Origin of the sequence: Amycolatopsis sp. MJM2582 (assembly GCF_000754115.1) — a bacterium.
In the GTDB taxonomy this organism is placed as follows: domain Bacteria; phylum Actinomycetota; class Actinomycetes; order Mycobacteriales; family Pseudonocardiaceae; genus Amycolatopsis; species Amycolatopsis japonica.
In genome coordinates, this window is sequence record NZ_JPLW01000002.1 from 1,038,307 (window position 1) to 1,054,364 (window position 16,058).

16 protein-coding genes are annotated in these 16,058 nt (G+C 69.4%); 7 read left to right on the forward strand and 9 right to left on the reverse strand.

The window, feature by feature from the left end; all coding sequences use genetic code 11:
* Positions 1 to 100 precede the first annotated feature (100 nt).
* From ED92_RS15000 to ED92_RS15010, 3 genes are all read right to left on the reverse strand, one after another.
* Positions 101 to 811, reverse strand: a complete 711-nt coding sequence (locus ED92_RS15000; RefSeq protein WP_037340043.1) for a histidine phosphatase family protein — start codon at positions 809 to 811, stop codon at positions 101 to 103.
* Between the two features lie 107 nt (positions 812 to 918).
* Positions 919 to 1,758: an undecaprenyl-diphosphate phosphatase gene (locus tag ED92_RS15005; RefSeq protein WP_037311927.1), complete on the reverse strand. Its 840-nt coding sequence runs from the start codon at positions 1,756 to 1,758 to the stop codon at positions 919 to 921.
* Complete coding sequence (locus tag ED92_RS15010; protein WP_037338263.1) at positions 1,758 to 2,804, reverse strand: LLM class F420-dependent oxidoreductase; 1,047 nt, start codon at positions 2,802 to 2,804, stop codon at positions 1,758 to 1,760. Before ED92_RS15010 ends, ED92_RS15005 begins: the two co-directional genes overlap by 1 nt.
* 136 nt (positions 2,805 to 2,940) lie before the next feature.
* Here ED92_RS15010 and ED92_RS15015 point away from each other — a divergent pair, with 136 nt between their 5' ends.
* The 3 genes from ED92_RS15015 to ED92_RS15025 all read left to right on the forward strand — a co-directional run bounded on the left by ED92_RS15015 (position 2,941) and on the right by ED92_RS15025 (position 5,251).
* Positions 2,941 to 3,906, forward strand: coding sequence for an aldo/keto reductase (locus ED92_RS15015; protein ID WP_037338267.1), 966 nt, complete (start codon positions 2,941 to 2,943; stop codon positions 3,904 to 3,906).
* A 113-nt stretch (positions 3,907 to 4,019) separates the two neighbouring features.
* Positions 4,020 to 5,033 carry a YncE family protein gene (locus ED92_RS15020; RefSeq protein WP_037338270.1) on the forward strand — a complete coding sequence of 338 codons (1,014 nt, stop codon included), beginning with the start codon at positions 4,020 to 4,022 and terminating at the stop codon, positions 5,031 to 5,033.
* Positions 5,030 to 5,251 (forward strand): DUF5703 family protein, encoded by a 222-nt coding sequence (locus ED92_RS15025; protein WP_016334446.1) that lies wholly within the window; start codon positions 5,030 to 5,032, stop codon positions 5,249 to 5,251. Before ED92_RS15020 ends, ED92_RS15025 begins: the two co-directional genes overlap by 4 nt.
* A gap of 135 nt (positions 5,252 to 5,386) precedes the next feature.
* On the opposite strand, the gene ED92_RS15030 is transcribed toward ED92_RS15025, so the two are convergent.
* The 4 genes from ED92_RS15030 to ED92_RS15045 are packed head-to-tail and all read right to left on the reverse strand — an operon-like array spanning position 5,387 to position 8,971.
* Complete coding sequence (locus tag ED92_RS15030; RefSeq protein WP_037338273.1) at positions 5,387 to 6,133, reverse strand: SRPBCC domain-containing protein; 747 nt, start codon at positions 6,131 to 6,133, stop codon at positions 5,387 to 5,389.
* Positions 6,134 to 6,730: a helix-turn-helix domain-containing protein gene (locus ED92_RS15035; protein WP_037338277.1), complete on the reverse strand. Its 597-nt coding sequence runs from the start codon at positions 6,728 to 6,730 to the stop codon at positions 6,134 to 6,136.
* Between the two features lie 40 nt (positions 6,731 to 6,770).
* Positions 6,771 to 7,649 carry an alpha/beta fold hydrolase gene (locus ED92_RS15040; RefSeq protein WP_037338281.1) on the reverse strand — a complete coding sequence of 293 codons (879 nt, stop codon included), beginning with the start codon at positions 7,647 to 7,649 and terminating at the stop codon, positions 6,771 to 6,773.
* Entirely contained in the window at positions 7,649 to 8,971 is a 1,323-nt protein-coding gene (locus tag ED92_RS15045) for a M20/M25/M40 family metallo-hydrolase (protein WP_037338283.1), read from the reverse strand. Before ED92_RS15045 ends, ED92_RS15040 begins: the two co-directional genes overlap by 1 nt.
* A 186-nt stretch (positions 8,972 to 9,157) precedes the next feature.
* Here ED92_RS15045 and ED92_RS15050 point away from each other — a divergent pair, with 186 nt between their 5' ends.
* Complete coding sequence (locus ED92_RS15050) at positions 9,158 to 9,637, forward strand: hypothetical protein (RefSeq protein WP_037338286.1); 480 nt, start codon at positions 9,158 to 9,160, stop codon at positions 9,635 to 9,637.
* 78 nt (positions 9,638 to 9,715) lie between these two features.
* On the opposite strand, the gene ED92_RS15055 is transcribed toward ED92_RS15050, so the two are convergent.
* Complete coding sequence (locus tag ED92_RS15055) at positions 9,716 to 10,687, reverse strand: penicillin-insensitive murein endopeptidase (RefSeq protein WP_037338289.1); 972 nt, start codon at positions 10,685 to 10,687, stop codon at positions 9,716 to 9,718.
* Positions 10,688 to 10,713: 26 nt separating this feature from the next.
* Positions 10,714 to 11,631, reverse strand: coding sequence for a peptidoglycan-binding protein (locus ED92_RS15060; protein ID WP_037338292.1), 918 nt, complete (start codon positions 11,629 to 11,631; stop codon positions 10,714 to 10,716).
* Positions 11,632 to 11,776: 145 nt separating this feature from the next.
* Between ED92_RS15060 and ED92_RS15065 the strand changes: the two genes are divergently transcribed.
* The 3 genes from ED92_RS15065 to ED92_RS15075 all read left to right on the forward strand — a co-directional run.
* The gene (locus tag ED92_RS15065) at positions 11,777 to 13,471 is read left to right on the forward strand and encodes a glycoside hydrolase domain-containing protein (RefSeq protein ID WP_052120570.1); all 1,695 of its coding nucleotides are present in this window, start codon (positions 11,777 to 11,779) and stop codon (positions 13,469 to 13,471) included.
* A 74-nt stretch (positions 13,472 to 13,545) separates the two neighbouring features.
* A complete protein-coding gene (locus tag ED92_RS15070) occupies positions 13,546 to 15,147 on the forward strand; it encodes an FG-GAP repeat protein (protein WP_037338295.1) in 1,602 nt (533 codons plus the stop codon).
* Between the two features lie 10 nt (positions 15,148 to 15,157).
* A partial coding sequence (locus tag ED92_RS15075) for an alkaline phosphatase (RefSeq protein ID WP_200882705.1) occupies positions 15,158 to 16,058 on the forward strand: 901 nt, incomplete at its 3' end.

The following is a 16,058-nucleotide window of genomic DNA, read 5'->3' on the forward strand; positions in this document are numbered from 1 at the left end:
GTGTTGCTCCCGGGTCGTCGAATCTGCTGTTCTGGCCACCTTACGGGCAGTGAGGGGCCGGTGGATGCCGTCCGTGGCGTGACACTGCGGACGGAAGTGGTCACGCTCCGGTGGTACCGCCCACCACCGCGTCGGAGCTCTGTTTTCCCTTGCCACGCTTGGCTTTCGCCTTGGGCGGCGCTGGGGCGATACCGGCGAGGTCGCCACCGTTGTCGTTGACGCGCAACACGAACGGACGAGTCTCGGTGTACCGGACGACCGAAACCGACGCCGGGTCGACCACGATCCGCTGGAAGGAATCGAGATGCTGGCCGAGCGCGTCGGCGAGGATCGCCTTGATCACATCGCCATGGCTGCATAAGAGCCATACCGCGTTCTCGCCGTACTTCTCGGTGATCCGGGCGTCGTGCGCGCGGACGGCCGCGACCGACCGCGCCTGCATCTCGGCGAGCCCTTCGCCGCCGGGGAAGACCGCGGCCGACGGATGCGCCTGCACGACCCGCCAGAGTGGTTCCTTGACCAGATCCTTGAGCGCGCGCCCGGTCCATTCGCCGTAGTCCACTTCGGACAAACCGGGCTCTTTGACCTTGTCCAGACCGCGAGCCTCGGCCAGCTTCGCGACCGTCTGGCGGCAGCGGAGCATCGGCGAGACCACCAGCTCGGCGAGCGGGACCGGCGCCAGACGCTCGACGAGCGCGGCCGCCTGCGCCCGGCCGGTGTCGTCCAGTCCGACCTTGGGCGTGCGCCCGGCCAGGACACCCGAACCGTTCGCCGTGGACTTGCCGTGGCGCAGAAGGATCACAGTACTCACGTGGCCCACCCTACGTGTCGTGCTTTGCCCCCTCCCCGCGTTTCGTCCTCTGGATGCGGTCCTTGCGCGCGCAAGGACCGCATCCAGAGGACTAAATGCGCCGGGGGTTACAGGTGCGGGCCCTCCTGGGGGTCCAGGACACCGGTGAAGATCAGGACGAACAGCAGCGCGCCGAGCACGAGCCGGTAGATCACGAACGGCACGAAGCTCTTGGTCTTGATGTACGACATCAGCCACGCGATGACCGCGTACCCGACACCAAAGGCGACCAGCGTCGCCAGGATCGTCGGCCCCCACTGCGCCGGGGCGCCGTCCTTGCCGATGTCGGTCAGCTTGTACAGACCCGAGCCGAACACCGCCGGCAGCGCCAGCAGGAAGGAGTACTCCGCCGCTTCCGCGCGGGTGTAGCCGAGCAGCAGCCCGGCGCTGGTGGTGCCACCGGAACGCGAGACACCCGGGATCAGCGCCAGCGCCTGCGCGAACCCGAAGCCGAGACCGTGCGGCACGGTCAGGTGGTCGAGGGTGCGCTCCTGCTTCCCGATGCGGTCGGCCACCAGGAGGATCAGGCCGAACACGATCAGCGTGGTCGCGGTGATCCGCAGGTCACGGAAGGTTTCGTCGATGGCGTCCTGCAGCAGCAGGCCCAGCACCACGATCGGCAGCGAGCCGACGATGATCAGCCAGCCCAGCCGGGCGTCGGGGTCTTGCCGCCAGTCCTTCTTGTAGATCGAGAAGAACCAGGCACGGAGGATCTTCCCGATCTTCGACGAGAAGTACAGGATGACCGCGAGTTCGGTGCCGATCTGGGTCACCGCGGTGAACGCCGCGCCCGGGTCGTCCCAGCCGGCGAGCGCCGCGGTGATCCGCAGATGCGCGCTGGACGAGATCGGCAAGAACTCCGTGAGGCCCTGGACGAGCCCGAGGACCAGTGCTTCGAACCATCCCATCAGGCGACACCGGCCGATTCGACGGCTTCGGCTGCGACCTCGAGGGCGTGTGCGGAGCCCTCGGGATCCGGCATGGCGGGTGCGACGGTCAGCGTCGTGACACCGGACTCCGCGAAGCCCTGCATCCGTTCGGCGATGCGCTCCTTGGGCCCCAGCAGCGACGTCGCGTCGATGAACTCCAGCGGAACGGCCGCCATGGCGCCTTCGTAGTCCTTGCCCAGGTACTTCTGCTGCACGTCGGCCGCTTCGCGCTCGAAACCCATCCGACAGGCGAGCTGGTTGTAGAAGTTCTTCTCCCGGCTGCCCATCCCGCCGATGTACAGCGCCGCGTATCCGCGGACCGCGTCGGCGCAGGCCTTCCAGTCGTCACCGACCACGAGCGGGACGGTGGGGACGACGTCGAAGCCGTCGAGGGAGCGCCCGGCCTTGTCCGCCCCGGCCTGGATCAGCTTCAGCTGCTCACCGGCGTGCTCGGGCGAATAGAAGACCGGCAGCCAGCCGTTCGCGATCTCGCCGGTCAGTTCGAGGTTCTTCGGGCCGATGGCGGCCAGGTACACGGGGATCTCTTCGCGCACGGGGTGCACGGTCAGGGTCAGGGCCTTGCCGGGCCCGCCGGGCAGCGGCAGCTGGAAGTGGTCGCCGTCGTACCGGACGCGGTCGCGGCTCAGCGCCTTGCGGACGATCTCGACGTATTCGCGCGTGCGGCCGAGCGGCGACGCGAACTTCACGCCGTGCCAGCCCTCGGAGACCTGCGGACCGGAAACACCGAGGCCGAGGCGGAACCGGCCGCCGGAAAGCGTGTCCAGGGTCGCGGCGGTCATCGCGGTCATCGCCGGTGTCCGCGCGGGGATCTGCAACACCGCGCTGCCCACGTCGATCCGTGAGGTCTGCGCCGCCACCCATGAGAGCACCGTCGGCGCGTCCGAACCGTAGGCCTCCGCGGCCCAGACGACCGCGTAGTCCAGTTCGTCCGCCTTCTTCGCCAATGCCAGGTTGGCCGCGTCGTTCCCCGCGCCCCAATAGCCCAAGTTCAGTCCGAGTCGCACGGCGTGAATGTATCCATCGGAGTGTCACTCCTCCGTTCAGGGTGTTGACAGCCGATGACCCGCACGGTGGTACTCGATCACGACACGCTCACCTGCTCCGCGACCCGCACTTGCCTTCCGGCTAGGCTCGCCCGTCGTGGAAAAGCGACAGCTCGGCCGGTCGGGACTTCGGGTCTCGCGGATGGCCCTCGGGACCATGACGTGGGGTGGCGACACCGACTCGGAGGAGGCGGCCAGCCAGCTGGTCGCGTTCGTCGACGCCGGGGGCACCCTGGTCGACACCGCCGACATCTACGGCGAGGGAGAAAGCGAACGCGTCCTGGGCGCGCTGCTCGGCGACCTGGTCCCCCGCGACGACATCGTGCTCGCCACGAAGGCCGTCGCCCGCCGGACCGATGGCCCGTTCGGCGGCGGAGCCTCGCGCGGTGCCCTGCTGAGCGCGCTCGAAGGCTCGCTGCGACGGCTCGGCACCGACCACATCGATCTCTGGCAGCTGCACGCCTGGGACACCACCGTGCCGGTCGACGAGACGCTCGCCGCCCTGGAATACGCCGTGACCAGCGGAAAGGTCCGCTACGTCGGCGTCTCCAACTACTCGGGCTGGCAGCTGGCGACCGCAGCGGCCCGCAGTGCCGCCGTCGCCCCGCTGGTCTCGACGCAGGTCGAGTACTCGCTGCTGGAGCGCGGCGTCGATCGTGAGGTCGTCCCCGCGGCGGAGCACCACGGCATCGGGCTCCTGCCGTGGGCGCCGCTCGGCCGGGGCGTGCTCACCGGCAAGTACCGCAGCGGGACGCCCGCCGATTCGCGCGGCGCTTCGAGCGTTTTCGCGGGCTATGTCGAACATCACCGGACCGATCGCGCGGCCCGGATCGTGCAGGCGGTCGCGACGGCCGCGGATGGCCTCGGCACCTCGCCGCTGGCGGTCGCGCTGGCCTGGGTCCGCGACCGGCCCGGAGTGGTCGCGCCCGTGGTCGGAGCCCGTGACACCGGCCAGCTGACCGGTTCGCTGACGGCCGAGGACATCACGCTCCCGCCCGCCATCCGCTCGGCGCTCGACGACGTCAGCGCGATCGAGGTCGGGTACCCGGAACGCGGCCTCTGAGCCGTCTCGAATACTGGATTAGGTGACTGTTGGGTGACGCTGACGTGACGTGGTGGAGTTCCAGGAGGATGCTGGACAAGTCCGTTCGACGAATAGCAGGTGGAGGCACCAAGGTGGGTCGGCTGTCCGCCGTTTCCCGGATCGCGATCCCGCTCGCCGGTGTCCTGGTGCTTTCGTCCTGCAGCACGGACGACACGCCGAACGACTCCTTGCAGATCGTGCAGAACCCCGTCGCGGCGACCGCGGCGGTCTCCCCCGCCGTGACGGTCAAACCCACCGGTTCGGTGTTCGCGGTGCCGGGGGTGCGGGCCCTGGCGACCGACGAGGCGAGCAAGTCGCTGGTCGTCGCCGTTTCGGAGCCGCCTTCGCTGCGTATCTACGATCTCGCCGCCTTGGACGCCCCGAAGGCGACGGTGGCGTTGCCCGGTCCTGCCGAGCGCCTGACGGTCTCGGGCTCCCAGGTGCTCGCCAGCGTTCCCGGCAAGAGTCTCCTGGCGAAGGTCTCCCTGCCCGGTGGCGCGCTGGAGACGGTCCCGGTCGCGGGGCAGCCGTCGGCCGGTCTCGCCGACGGCGACGCGACGCTGGTGTCCGTCCGGGACCGCAAGGCCGTCGAGGTGCTGTCGAAGACCGCGGGACCGAGGACCATCACCGGGCAGATCTACAGCGCCGACGACGTGCTGAACACCGGTGACGGCGTGGTCGTGCTCGACAAGCTCCGCACTGCCCTCTTCGCCGTCGATCTCGCCGAGGGAAAGATCGGCGAGGGCCTGCGCGCAGGCGATGGCGCGGCCAACGCCGTCACCGACGATCTCGGCCGCGTCTTCGTCACCGACGCTCGCGCGGGCGCCCTGCTGGCGTTCTCCACGACGCCGCTGCTGTTGCGCCAGCGCTATCCCGTGCCCGGCGGGGCGTATGGCATCGCCTACGACCGCACGCGCGGCCTCGCCTGGGTCACGCTCACCGAACGCAACGAGGTCGTCGGTTTCGACGTCCGCGGTGGAGAGCCGATCGAGAAGCACCGGTTCCCCACCGTGCGGCAGCCAGATTCGGTCACCGTCGACGAGCAGGGCGGCCGTGTGGTCGTCGGCTCGGCCATCGGAGAAGGGATCCAGGTGATCACGCCATGACAGTGGTGGACGAGGCGGTGGTCGAAGGGGATTGGGAGTACCGGCGGCTGCAGCTGCCTCCTGGTGTTTCGCGGCGGGCGGCGGCGACGCAGCTGTCGATCCACGCCGAGTTCGCCGGCTGGGAGCTTTCGACCGTCCGGCTCTACTCGGACGGGACCCGGAGGGTGTGGTTGCGCCGGAAGCGCACCGCTACGCCGCTGCCCGGCCTCATCACCTGAGAAGCGGCGTCTGTTAGCGCCTGAAGTACGTGAAGGCCCCCTTCATTGCGTCTAGCGCAGTGAAGGGGGCCTTCACGCCCTTGGCACGCGCGAGGAAAGCGTCCTTCACCACGTGAGACGCGGTGAAAGGCCCCTTCAGCTCTTGAAGACCCGGTCCAGCCAGTCAGCCCAGATCCCGTCCTGTTCCGCGGCATCGACGTCGCCGAACAGGTGATGCATCGCGACCATCGGCCCGGCGAACCCGCGCACGAAGCGCAGGAACGAGTCCGAGGTTCGGATACCGACCGTCTGCGCGTTCGCGAGATAGACCTCGCCCTCCACAGTGGACACGGAGTCGGTCGAAAGCCGGACCCGGTCCCCCGTTTCCGGCCGCCCCGCGAGGCCGAGCTCCCGGCCCAGCTTCAGCCACGCGCTGTCCCAGTCCCCGATCATCGGCCCGAACACCGTCACCGGCACGGCCTTCCGGCCGGCGAACCGGTTGAGATACTCGACGAGAGTGCGGAGGAACAGCTCACCACCCGCGGTCATCGCCTCGAACTCGTCTTCCCAGTCGTCGCCGGGCAGGAAGCCGCTCGTCACGGTCCGCAGTACGGTGCTGCCGCCGGAGCGGCCTTCGATGAGGAACTCGTACGCGACGAACCGTCCGTCCGGCGCGGGTTCCGTGCCGTAGACGAGCCGTTCCAGCGGGTCCCAGGACGTGATCGCCGACGTGGGTTCGTAGCCGCCGAACGCGGTCTTCACGGTTCCGCCGACGCCGCCGTCGACCTCGTTGCAGCCCATGAACCACGACGTGATCCCCGGTCCGGTCGCGATGGCGTCCCAGACCTGTTCGGGCGTCGCGTCGACCTCGAGGCGGTCGGTGATCTCGAATTCGTGGCCCACTCAGCGCTCCTCGGGCTCGGTTTTGACGCTCGGGTGGACGGCGACGACGATCCGGTGGTCGCGGCCCTGTTCGGCGCCCTCGTCGTGGTATTTGCTCACCAGATTCGTGATCGCGACGGTGAGCTCTTCGGCGAACGCGGCCCGGTCCGCGGCGGAGGAGAACCGCACCTCGCCGTCGATCGCGAAGGTCGCGACCCGCTTGCGCGCCTTGGTCGCACCGGTGATCAGCAGGCCGACGTCGCGCACGAGCCTGCCTGCCACCGCGAGCAGCCAGCGTGCGGACAGCCGGTCCGGTGACTGCGCCGGATCGGGCTGCACGGCCGAGAGCGCCGTCGGCGAGATGACGTACGAGGACGCCGTCGCGCGCATCATGCGCTCGGTGACGTTGCCCTTCCGCCGTTCCTCGACGAGCTCGACCAGCCCGTGCTTCTCCAGCGCGCGAAGGTGGTAGTTCACTTTCTGTCTCGGCAGGTCCACCCGCGCGGCCAGCATAGTGGCCGACGCCGGCTCGGCGAGTTCGGCGAGCAGCCTGGCCCGGACCGGATCCAGCGACACTTCGGCCGCTTCCGCGTCCTCGATCACCGCAACGGAGAACATGCCAAGAAGGTGTCACCGAAAAGAGTTTTTGTCAAGGACGTCAGTCTTGTCGGTGCGCCCGGTTCGCCAGGGCCAGCAGACGGGGTACGACCTGTGGGGCCGCCTCGAGCGGGACGACGTGCCCGACCCCGGGGAGGACCACGGCCGTCCCGTTCTGGACCGCGCCGCCCAGCTCCTCGACGTCCGCCGTGGGCACGAGCTTGTCGCGCTCCCCCACGATCGCGATCACCGGCACCGCGCCGACCTGCGACAACGCGGATTCCCGCGTGTAGGCGTCCAGCGCCGGGCGGAACGCCGAGACCGTCTGCGGCCAGTTGCCGCGGATCATCCGCACCGTCAGTTCGACGTCGGCGGGCACCGGGTCGTCCCCGAAAAGCCACCACCGCAGCCCGGCGGTCACCGCCTTGCTCGTGTGCTCGCGCACCAGGCCGATGAGTTTGGTCCCGAAGACCATCTCCAGGTCGCGGCCGAGTTTGCCGAGCGCGTTCGGCCAGATCGCGTCCGGCGTGACGCCGCCCGCCGACATGGCGAGCAACCCGATTCCCGCCACCCTCGACGCGAAGACGTCCGGGTGGCGCTGGGCGAGCGACAGGATCGCGAGCCCGCCCATGTCGTGGCCGACCAGGACGACCTTGCCGTCGGGGATCACCTTCTCCAGCACCTCGGCCAGATCGTCGGCGAGGTGCCCCATGGTCGCCGAAGCGGCCCGGACCTCGCCCGATTCGCCGTGCCCGCGCTGGTCGTAGGCGAGCACCGCGACCGGCTTCTCCGCGGCTTCCGCCAGAACCGGCGCGATGGCGCGCCAGCTTCGCCTGTCGAGGGCGTACCCGTGGAGCAGGACGACGGTCACCGGCGCCGACGGATCACCCCAGCGTTCGAAATGCAGGGGTGTCCCGTCGGCGGCCAGCAGACCGGGCATCAGGCCGAACGGAGGAAGCGGTCGAGCACGCGCACGCCGAACTTCAGCGCGTCGACCGGGACGCGCTCGTCGACTCCGTGGAACAGCGCCGAGAAATCGAGGTCCGCGGGCAGCTGCAGCGGGGCGAACCCGAAGTTGCGGATCCCGAGCGACTGGAAGGACTTCGCGTCGGTGCCGCCGGAGAGCATGTACGGGAGCGTGCGGGCGCCCGGGTCTTCGGCGAGGACCGCGTTGGTCATGGCGTCGACCAGGGCACCGTCGAAGGTCGTCTCGACCGGCGGCAGCTCCATCCACTCCTTCTCGATGTCCGGGCCGAGGATCTCCTCGAGCTCGGCGTTGAACGCCTCGAGACGCCCGGGGAGGATCCGGCAGTCGACCGAAGCCTCCGCGACCGAGGGGATGACGTTCGACTTGTAGCCCGCGGTGAGCATCGTCGGGTTCGCCGTGTCGCGCAGGGTCGCGCCGATCATCCGGGAGATGTTGCCGAGTTTCGCGACGGAACCCTCGATGTCGTCCTCGGGGAAGTCCCAGCCGGTGATCTCGGTGACGCCGTCCAGGAACTCGCGGACGGAATCGGTCATGACCAGGGGGAAACGGTGGTTGCCGAGCCTGGCGACGGCCTCGGACAGCTTGGTGACGGCGTTGTCGCGGTGGATCATCGAGCCGTGGCCGGCGGTGCCGCGCACGCGCAGCTTCATCCAGCGGATGCCCTTCTCGGCCGTCTCGATGAGGTACGCGCGGACGTTGTCCTTCAGCGTGATCGAGAAGCCGCCGACCTCGCTGATCGCCTCGGTGACGCCCTCGAACAGCTCCGGCCGGTTCTCGACCAGCCACTGCGCGCCGTACTTGCCGCCCGCCTCTTCGTCGGCCAGGAACGCGAAGACGAGGTCACGCGGCGGGACGATGCCGTTGATCTTGTAGTGACGGGCCAGCGCGAGCGCCATCCCGCACATGTCCTTCATGTCGACGGCGCCGCGGCCCCAGACGTAGTCGTCCTGGATCGCGCCGGAGAACGGGTGCACCGACCACTCCGAGGCGTCGGCGGGGACGGCGTCGAGGTGACCGTGGATCAGGAGCGCGCCGCGCGAGGGGTCGGCGCCCGGCAGCCGGACGATCACGTTGTGGCGGTCCTTGCCGCCGGACTCGACATAGGTGATCTCGTAGCCCGCGTCGGTGAGCTTCTCGGCGACGTACTCGGCCGCGGCGCGTTCACCGACCAGCGTGTCGGGGTCACCGGTGTTGGTGGTGTCGATGCGGATCAGTTCACTGGTGAGGGTGACTGCCTCTTCGGCTGCTGCTTCGATCAAATTCGGTTCGGTCACCAGGCATTCCTACCATTGGCGGAGGCCGCCGACCCGTTGCCACCATGTCGTGGACGGTGGGTGATGGCCCACTCTCCCTCCGAGGCACCGTGTCCCGTTGAGTAGTTCTACTTGCGACAGGCAGCGGGAGGACCGGCAATATCGGTGAGGACCCGCTCCACAGAGCGGCCGACATCAGGGGGTTCCATGAAGTTCACTCGTGTCCTCACCACGCTCGCCATCGCCGCCGGCCTGGCCACCACACTGACGCCTGCCGCGTCCGCCGAAACCGTCGCGAGCCTCGACTTCAGCGCCGAACAGGGCGCCCACCCCGTCAGCGGCAGAAGCGGTCACTGGACCGCCTCGCCGGAGAACGAGGTGCGCTTCTGGGAGAACGGCGCCACCCTGCGGGTCGACGCCGAGACCGACCACGGATTCGACTACATCGCGCTCGACTTCACCGCGCCGTCAGGAAACCTGCAGGCTGGAACCTACAGCCACGCAGAGGGAGCGCATATCCTGGCCATCTCCAACGGACTCGGCTGTGTCGACGACTATTCGACGTTCACGATCGAGCACATCGAACGTGGCGCCGAAGGGCTGGTCGCGCTCGACGCGACGTTCGAGCAGCGTTGCGGCAGCCCCACTTCACCCGCGTTGCGTGGCAAGGTCCACTACCGGCGCTGATTCCGCGCCGCTCGCAACGTGGAACACAGTCGGCGGCCGCGACCCGAAAGCGGGGTCGCGGCCGCCGACTGTGAACGATCAGCAGACGTAGAGGCTGTTCGGATGCACCGCTTCGCAGTACCGGACGTGCAGATGGTTGTCGTGGTTCGCGTAGCTGGTCGTCAAGCCTTCGTCGATCAGCGTGGGGTCGTTGAAGAAGATGAGCTTCACGTGTCCGGGCGCGGCCGCGCGGATGGCCTTGACCAGGTCACGGGTGGCCGCTCGGTCGTAGGTGGACGAGCGCCAGGTGATCCGGCCTCCGCCGCATTGCGCGCCGTCGGTACGGATCGGCCACAGGTCGACGTCGAGTCCCACCCGGTGGCTGCTGTGCCCGGGGATGGCGCCGCCGTGTTCGAAACCGAAGTCGCCCAGCGGGACTTTTCCGCGGCCACTGGCCGCGAAGGTTTTCGCCGCCTGTTCGAGCTGCGCGACCGCGGCGCCGGTTCCCCAGTTGGCCGCTGTTCCGTTCCCGTCCGGGTCTTGATCGCACAACCCTTGGCCGAAATCGGGATAGTCGTGGTGCCAGACGAGGTTCTTCCACGTGGCAGGCCCGGCGATACCGTCCACGGAGATGCCCGCGTGTTCCTGAAAGCCGCGGACCGCGCTGGTCGTCGCCGCGTCGAATCGGCCGCTCACCGGCAGGTTCAACCTGCGTTTGGCGTTCAATTCCACCTGTAGTGCCTTGACCGCCTCCCCGCTGTCGCCCGCCCGGACCGTCGGCGCCAGCGCGGCCCAGGTCTTGGGGCCCGCGATACCGTCCACTCCCAGCGCTTCGGCGGTCTGGAAAGCGCGCACGGCCGCGACCGTGGCGGAATCGAACACACCCGTGGCGGGTAAGGCGTGTCCGTGGTGGGCGAGGAGATGCTGCATCGCCAGCACCTCCACTCCCCGGTTTCCGCTGCTCTGAGTGTGGAAGAAGGCGTTTCCGTACGCGTGGGCCGGTTCCACGGTGAGGATCGTCGAACCGGCCGACAGCATCAGGACGGCGAGGGCCGCCGCGAATCTGCGCATGGGATTCTCCGGATTTCGCAGTGGTTTCAGTAGGAACAGCCCGAGGTGGGCAGGCTCGACGGAGCGGGAGGTGCCACGCCGTCGTAGATCGCCAGCAGCAGCCGCTGCGGGCAATGACTGGTCGTGCCGATCTTGACACCGAAGTGCAGGTGCGGTCCCGTCGAGTTGCCGGTGTTCCCGGTGTAACCGATGAGCTGGCCTGCCTGGACGGTGGCCCCGGACGCGACGGCGTGCTGGGAGAAGTGGCAGTAGACGAAGCGGGTCCCGTTGGCGGTCAGCACCACGCCTCGGCCACAGGAACTGTCGTTGACCAGCGCCACGGTGCCCGCGGTGACGGCGAGGGCACGGGTGCCCGTGCCGACCGGCAGATCGATCGCCGGGTAGTCGTGGTGCGGATCGTCGTACTCGCTGCGCGGCAGCGCGGAACGCGAGAGCGGGAGCGACCAGCCCGCGACGGAGGGGGTCCCGCCGATGAGCCACTGCCACGTGATGGCGTCGACGAGCGACGTCGCGGGGAGCCCGTGCTTGGTCTTGAAGTCCGTCACCGCGGTCGCGGTGCTCGCCGCGAACGTACCGTCCGCTTTGACCTGGTAACCGTGCCGCGCCAACTGGTGTTGCGCTGCCTTGACCGCCTCTCCGGTGGCGCCGTTGTCGAGATTCATCACCAGTTTGGCCCAGGTCTTGGGGCCCACGATGCCGTCGGCCGTCAGGCCCTGCGCGGTCTGGAACGCCTTCACCGCCGCTTGGGTTTTCGGGCCGACGATGCCGTCGGCCTCGATCTGCGCGCCGCGCTGCCGGAGCAGGTACTGCGCCGACGTCACCTCCGGGCCGGTGGAATCACCGCCCACCAACGGCCACGCCGGGGCGGGTGCCGCGTGCGCGGATCCCGCGCCGATCATCACCAAGGCCACGACAGTGGCGAGAAAAGTCAGTAGGCGCCGCATGACACTCCTTGTTCGCGCTGGTACGGAGCCGGAACCCTAGAACGCGGATTCCTTGCGCTGGAAGCCTTTCCACGGGCACCAAAACGCTTCCGGCCGTCACTCGCGCGCCGATAGCCTCCCGCCCTCGATTCCGGGAGGAGAACCGATGAAACGAATCCGGCGGGCAGGCGCCACCGCACTCGCGGTCGCGCTGCTGTCCATCGTGACCCCGGCCACCGACGCGGCCGCGGGCTCGCGCACCATCACCTACCACGGCTACCAGCTCGACGTCCCCGAAAACTGGCGGGTGGTCGATCTGGCCACCGCCCCGGGCACCTGCGTCCGGTTCGACTCCGAGACCGTCTACTTGGGACACCAGACCGAAGAACCGGACTGTCCGGCGAAACTCGTCGGCCGGAAGGCGGGTGTGGTGATCGAACCGCTCGCCGACCTGACGCCCGAGCAGGTACCCGAGGGCGTGGTGACCGCGCCACCGGGGACGGCCACTCCACCGCCGGGGGCGCCGTCCCGCGAAGGGACGATCCGGGTCGCCGTCCCGGACGCCGGTGTGCTGGTCACCGCGGGCCACACCGGTGCGACCGAACACACGGTGCGGGCTGCGCTGTCCGGCGCACGTCTGGTCACGGGCGGCGCGCGTGCCACCCTGCCCGCCAGGCCTGGAAAGGCGGCAGCCGCGGCGCCGATCGTGGCGCCGGGCACCTTCCAGGGCAAGGGATTCGAAACCTGCGCCGCACCGGCGCAGGCCACGATGGACGCCTGGCGGGCCTCTCCGTACCGGGCCGTCGGCATCTACAGCAGTGGTGATCTGCGCGCCTGCGCGCAACCCAACCTCACCCCGGCGTGGGTGGCGAACCAGGCGGCCCGCGGCTGGCGTTTCATCCTCACCGACGTCGGCAGACAGGCCCCGTGCACCGGGTACCGGCTGAAGATGTCCGGTGATCCCGCGGTCGCCCGGCAGCAGGGCCGGGACGCGGCGGCGAGCGCGATCGCGGCCAACACCGCGCTCGGTTTCGGCCAGGGCAGTGTGATCTACAGCGACATCGAGGGTTACTCGTCGACGGCGGCGTGCAAGGCCGGCGTGCTGTCCTACGTCAGCGGCTGGACCGAGGCACTGCACGCGAAGGGCTGGCTCTCCGGCGTCTACACCAGCGCCGGATCCGGGATCAAGGATCTGGCGAGCGCCTACACGAACACCTCGTACACCAGGCCCGACCACATCTGGTTCGCCTGGTGGAACGACAAGGCCGACATCGACACCGGCTCCTACGCACCGAGCACTTACTGGGCGAACCATCAGCGTATCCATCAGTACGCCGGTGAAGTCGCGGAAACCTGGGGCGGGGTGCGGGTCCCGGGGCTCGACCGTGACTATCTGGACGTCGGGCCGGGCACGACGCTGCCGTGTGACACGGTGAGCCTCGACTTCGCCGTGTACCCGCGAATCGCCTCGGGCGCGACCGGGAATCCGGTCAAGGCTGCGCAATGTCTCTTGGCGCCCAACGGCAGACCGACAGGCACCTTCGACGAAGCGACGGTGTCCGCCACCAAGGCGTTCCAGCAGGCCCGCGGGCTCACCGCGACCGGCGTGATCGAGGCGCGCACGTGGACCGCGCTACTGTCCACAGGGGACACTCCGACCCTGCGGGAAGGTGCGGCGGGCGCCGCGGTGAACCGGCTGCAGCGCGCGCTCACCGCCGCGTCCGGCAAGACCCTCGCCATCGACGGCGCGTTCGGGCCGAACACCGAACAGGCGGTCCGCGACTACCAGAGCTCCCGCGGGCTCGGTGTCGACGGTGTGGTCGGTCAGGCCACCTGGGGCGCCCTGCAGGCCGGGCGGTGAGCGCGGTGCCGGACCTTTTCACTCAGGCGAAAACCATTGTCCCCGCTCGTTCCCGCTTCCTACCGTCGTCCGTCGTGGCGAACAAATGGTTTCCCGTACTGGCGGCCGCGGCCGCACTGACCTTCGTGACCTCACCGGCGACGGCCGCGCCGACACCCGCGGCGCTCCCGGCCCTCCCGCAGGCGGACGTGAACGGCGACGGCGTCGCCGACCTCGTGCTGTCCACGGGGGCGCGGCTGACCTACAGCGGCGACACCTCCCTCCCTCCTCACGATCTCGGCGGCTCCGTGCTGGTGATGCCCGGCGGGGCCACTCCACCAGGTGCCCCGTCGGCACTGGTCAACCAGAACACCGCCGGCGTCGGTCTGGGCATGGAGGCCTCCGACAAGTTCGGTGCCGCGCTCGCGACCGGCGACTTCAACCGGGACGGGCTGGCCGACGTCGCGATCGGCAACCCGGGCGAGTCGGTCGGCGGCCTGGCGAACGCCGGGACGGTCAGCGTCCTCTACGGCCAGCGCACGGCGCCTTATCTCCGCGCCCTTCCCGGGGCGCTCGGCACGATCAACCAGGACACCGCCGACGTGCCGGGGGTGATGGAGGCGGGCGACCTGTTCGGGGCTTCCCTGGCGACCGGCGACTTCAACGGTGACGGTTACGCCGACCTCGGCATCGGCTCACCCGGTGAGGCGATCGAGACGAAGGCGCGCGCCGGCGCTGTGTGGATCCTTTATGGCAGCGGCACCGGGCTCACCGCGAAGAACGCGATCGCGTTCAACCAGGACGACCCGGATCTGGCCGGGGCGTCCGAAGCGGGCGACCTGATGGGCTGGGCGTTGGCCGCCGGAGACGTCACCGGGGACAAACGGGACGACCTCGCCGTCGTTTCGTCCGGCGAGGTGATCACCGGAACCGCCAACGCCTGGGGGTCGGTCCACCTGCTGCACGGCTCGGCGAGCGGGCTTTCCGCCAAGGCGTCCTCCTACGTCAGCGTGGGCAACGCGGCGACCGACGGGAAGTGGCGGGGCGCGGTCATCGGCCGCTTCCACGGTGGCGCCAACGCCGACCTGGTGATCCAGGCCGACCGCCGTCGCGGCGGCCCTGCCGGGTCGGGAGCGCTCGTCTCCGTGCGGGGCGGGAACGCCGGGCTGACCACCGCGGTCGAGGTGATCGACCAGTCCGGTGACGCGATCCCGGGTAGCCCCGAGGCGAACGACTACTTCGGGGGTTCCCTCGCCGTCGGCGACCTCGACGGCGACACCGTCGACGACCTGGCCGTCGGAATCCCGAAGGAGGACAACCGCACCGGTGCGCTGTGCCTGCTGCGCGGCGGCGCGGCCGGGTTGTCGTCCTTCCCGGCCACCGCGGTCGGCGAGAACACCGCGCCGGTCAACGCCGGGGCGGCCGTGGGCGAGGGATTCGGATACGGCCTGCGAATCCTCGACATCACCGGCGACGGCAAACCGGAACTGACCGTCTCGGCTCCCTGGGAGAACGGAAGCCCGCAGACCGGGGCGATGTTCGTGCTGAACACCGGCCTCACCGGCAACGCCCTGACCGTGACGGCGGCGCGCAAGCTCACCCGCGCGGAGATCGGGACGGCCACCGCCTTCGGCCCCGGCGCCCCGTTCGCGGGCAACTCAGCCGTACTGGACGACAACCTGGAAACACCGAAGTAGGGATGGGGAAATGAGCAAGTTCAACCGACGGACCTTCGTCTTCGGTACCGCCGTCGCCGTGGGGGCGGTCGCATTGGGTGGCCGGGCGACCGCCGCGCTGCCCTACCCGTTCAAACTCGGCGTCGCGTCGGGCGATCCGCTGCCCGACGGTGTGGTGCTGTGGACGAGGCTCGCGCCGGACCCACTGGAGAACGGCAACGGCGGGATGCCGACCACGGCGACCGCGGTGGACTGGGAGGTCGCGACCGACGACAAGTTCACGAACGTGGTCAAGAACGGTCAGGCCACCGCCGTGTACGCGGACGCGCACTCGGTGCACGTCGAGGTCCACGGGCTGCAACCGGACTACGAGTACTTCTACCGGTTCCGCGCCGCCGGGCACATCTCACCCGTCGGCCGCACCCGGACCGCTCCCGCGTTCGACACGTTCGGACGCGACCTGCTGATGGCCTTCACTTCGTGCGCGCACTACGAAGACGGGTTCTACACCGTGTACCGGCGCATGGCCGAGGATCGTCCCGGCCTGATCCTGCATCTCGGTGACTACATCTACGAAACCAGCCACAAGGCCGAAGACCCGTGCCCGCGGCGGCACAAGAACAAGGAGGAGCTGACCACCCTCGGTGCCTACCGGCAACGGTACGCGGAGTACAAGATGGACGCCGATCTCCAGGCCGCGCACGCCGTCGCCCCGTGGCTGGTCGTACCGGACGATCACGAGGTCGAGAACAACTACGCCGCGGGCAAGCGGGACAACGACAAGCCGCCCCTGCCGGAAGGATGGGCCAAGCGCCGCGAGGCCGCCTACAAGGCCTACTACGAGAACATGCCGTTGCGGGGCGGGGCGAAACCCAACGGGGACAAGATCCAGCTGTACCGGCGGGTGCGCTGGGGGACGCGCCGCCCCCACC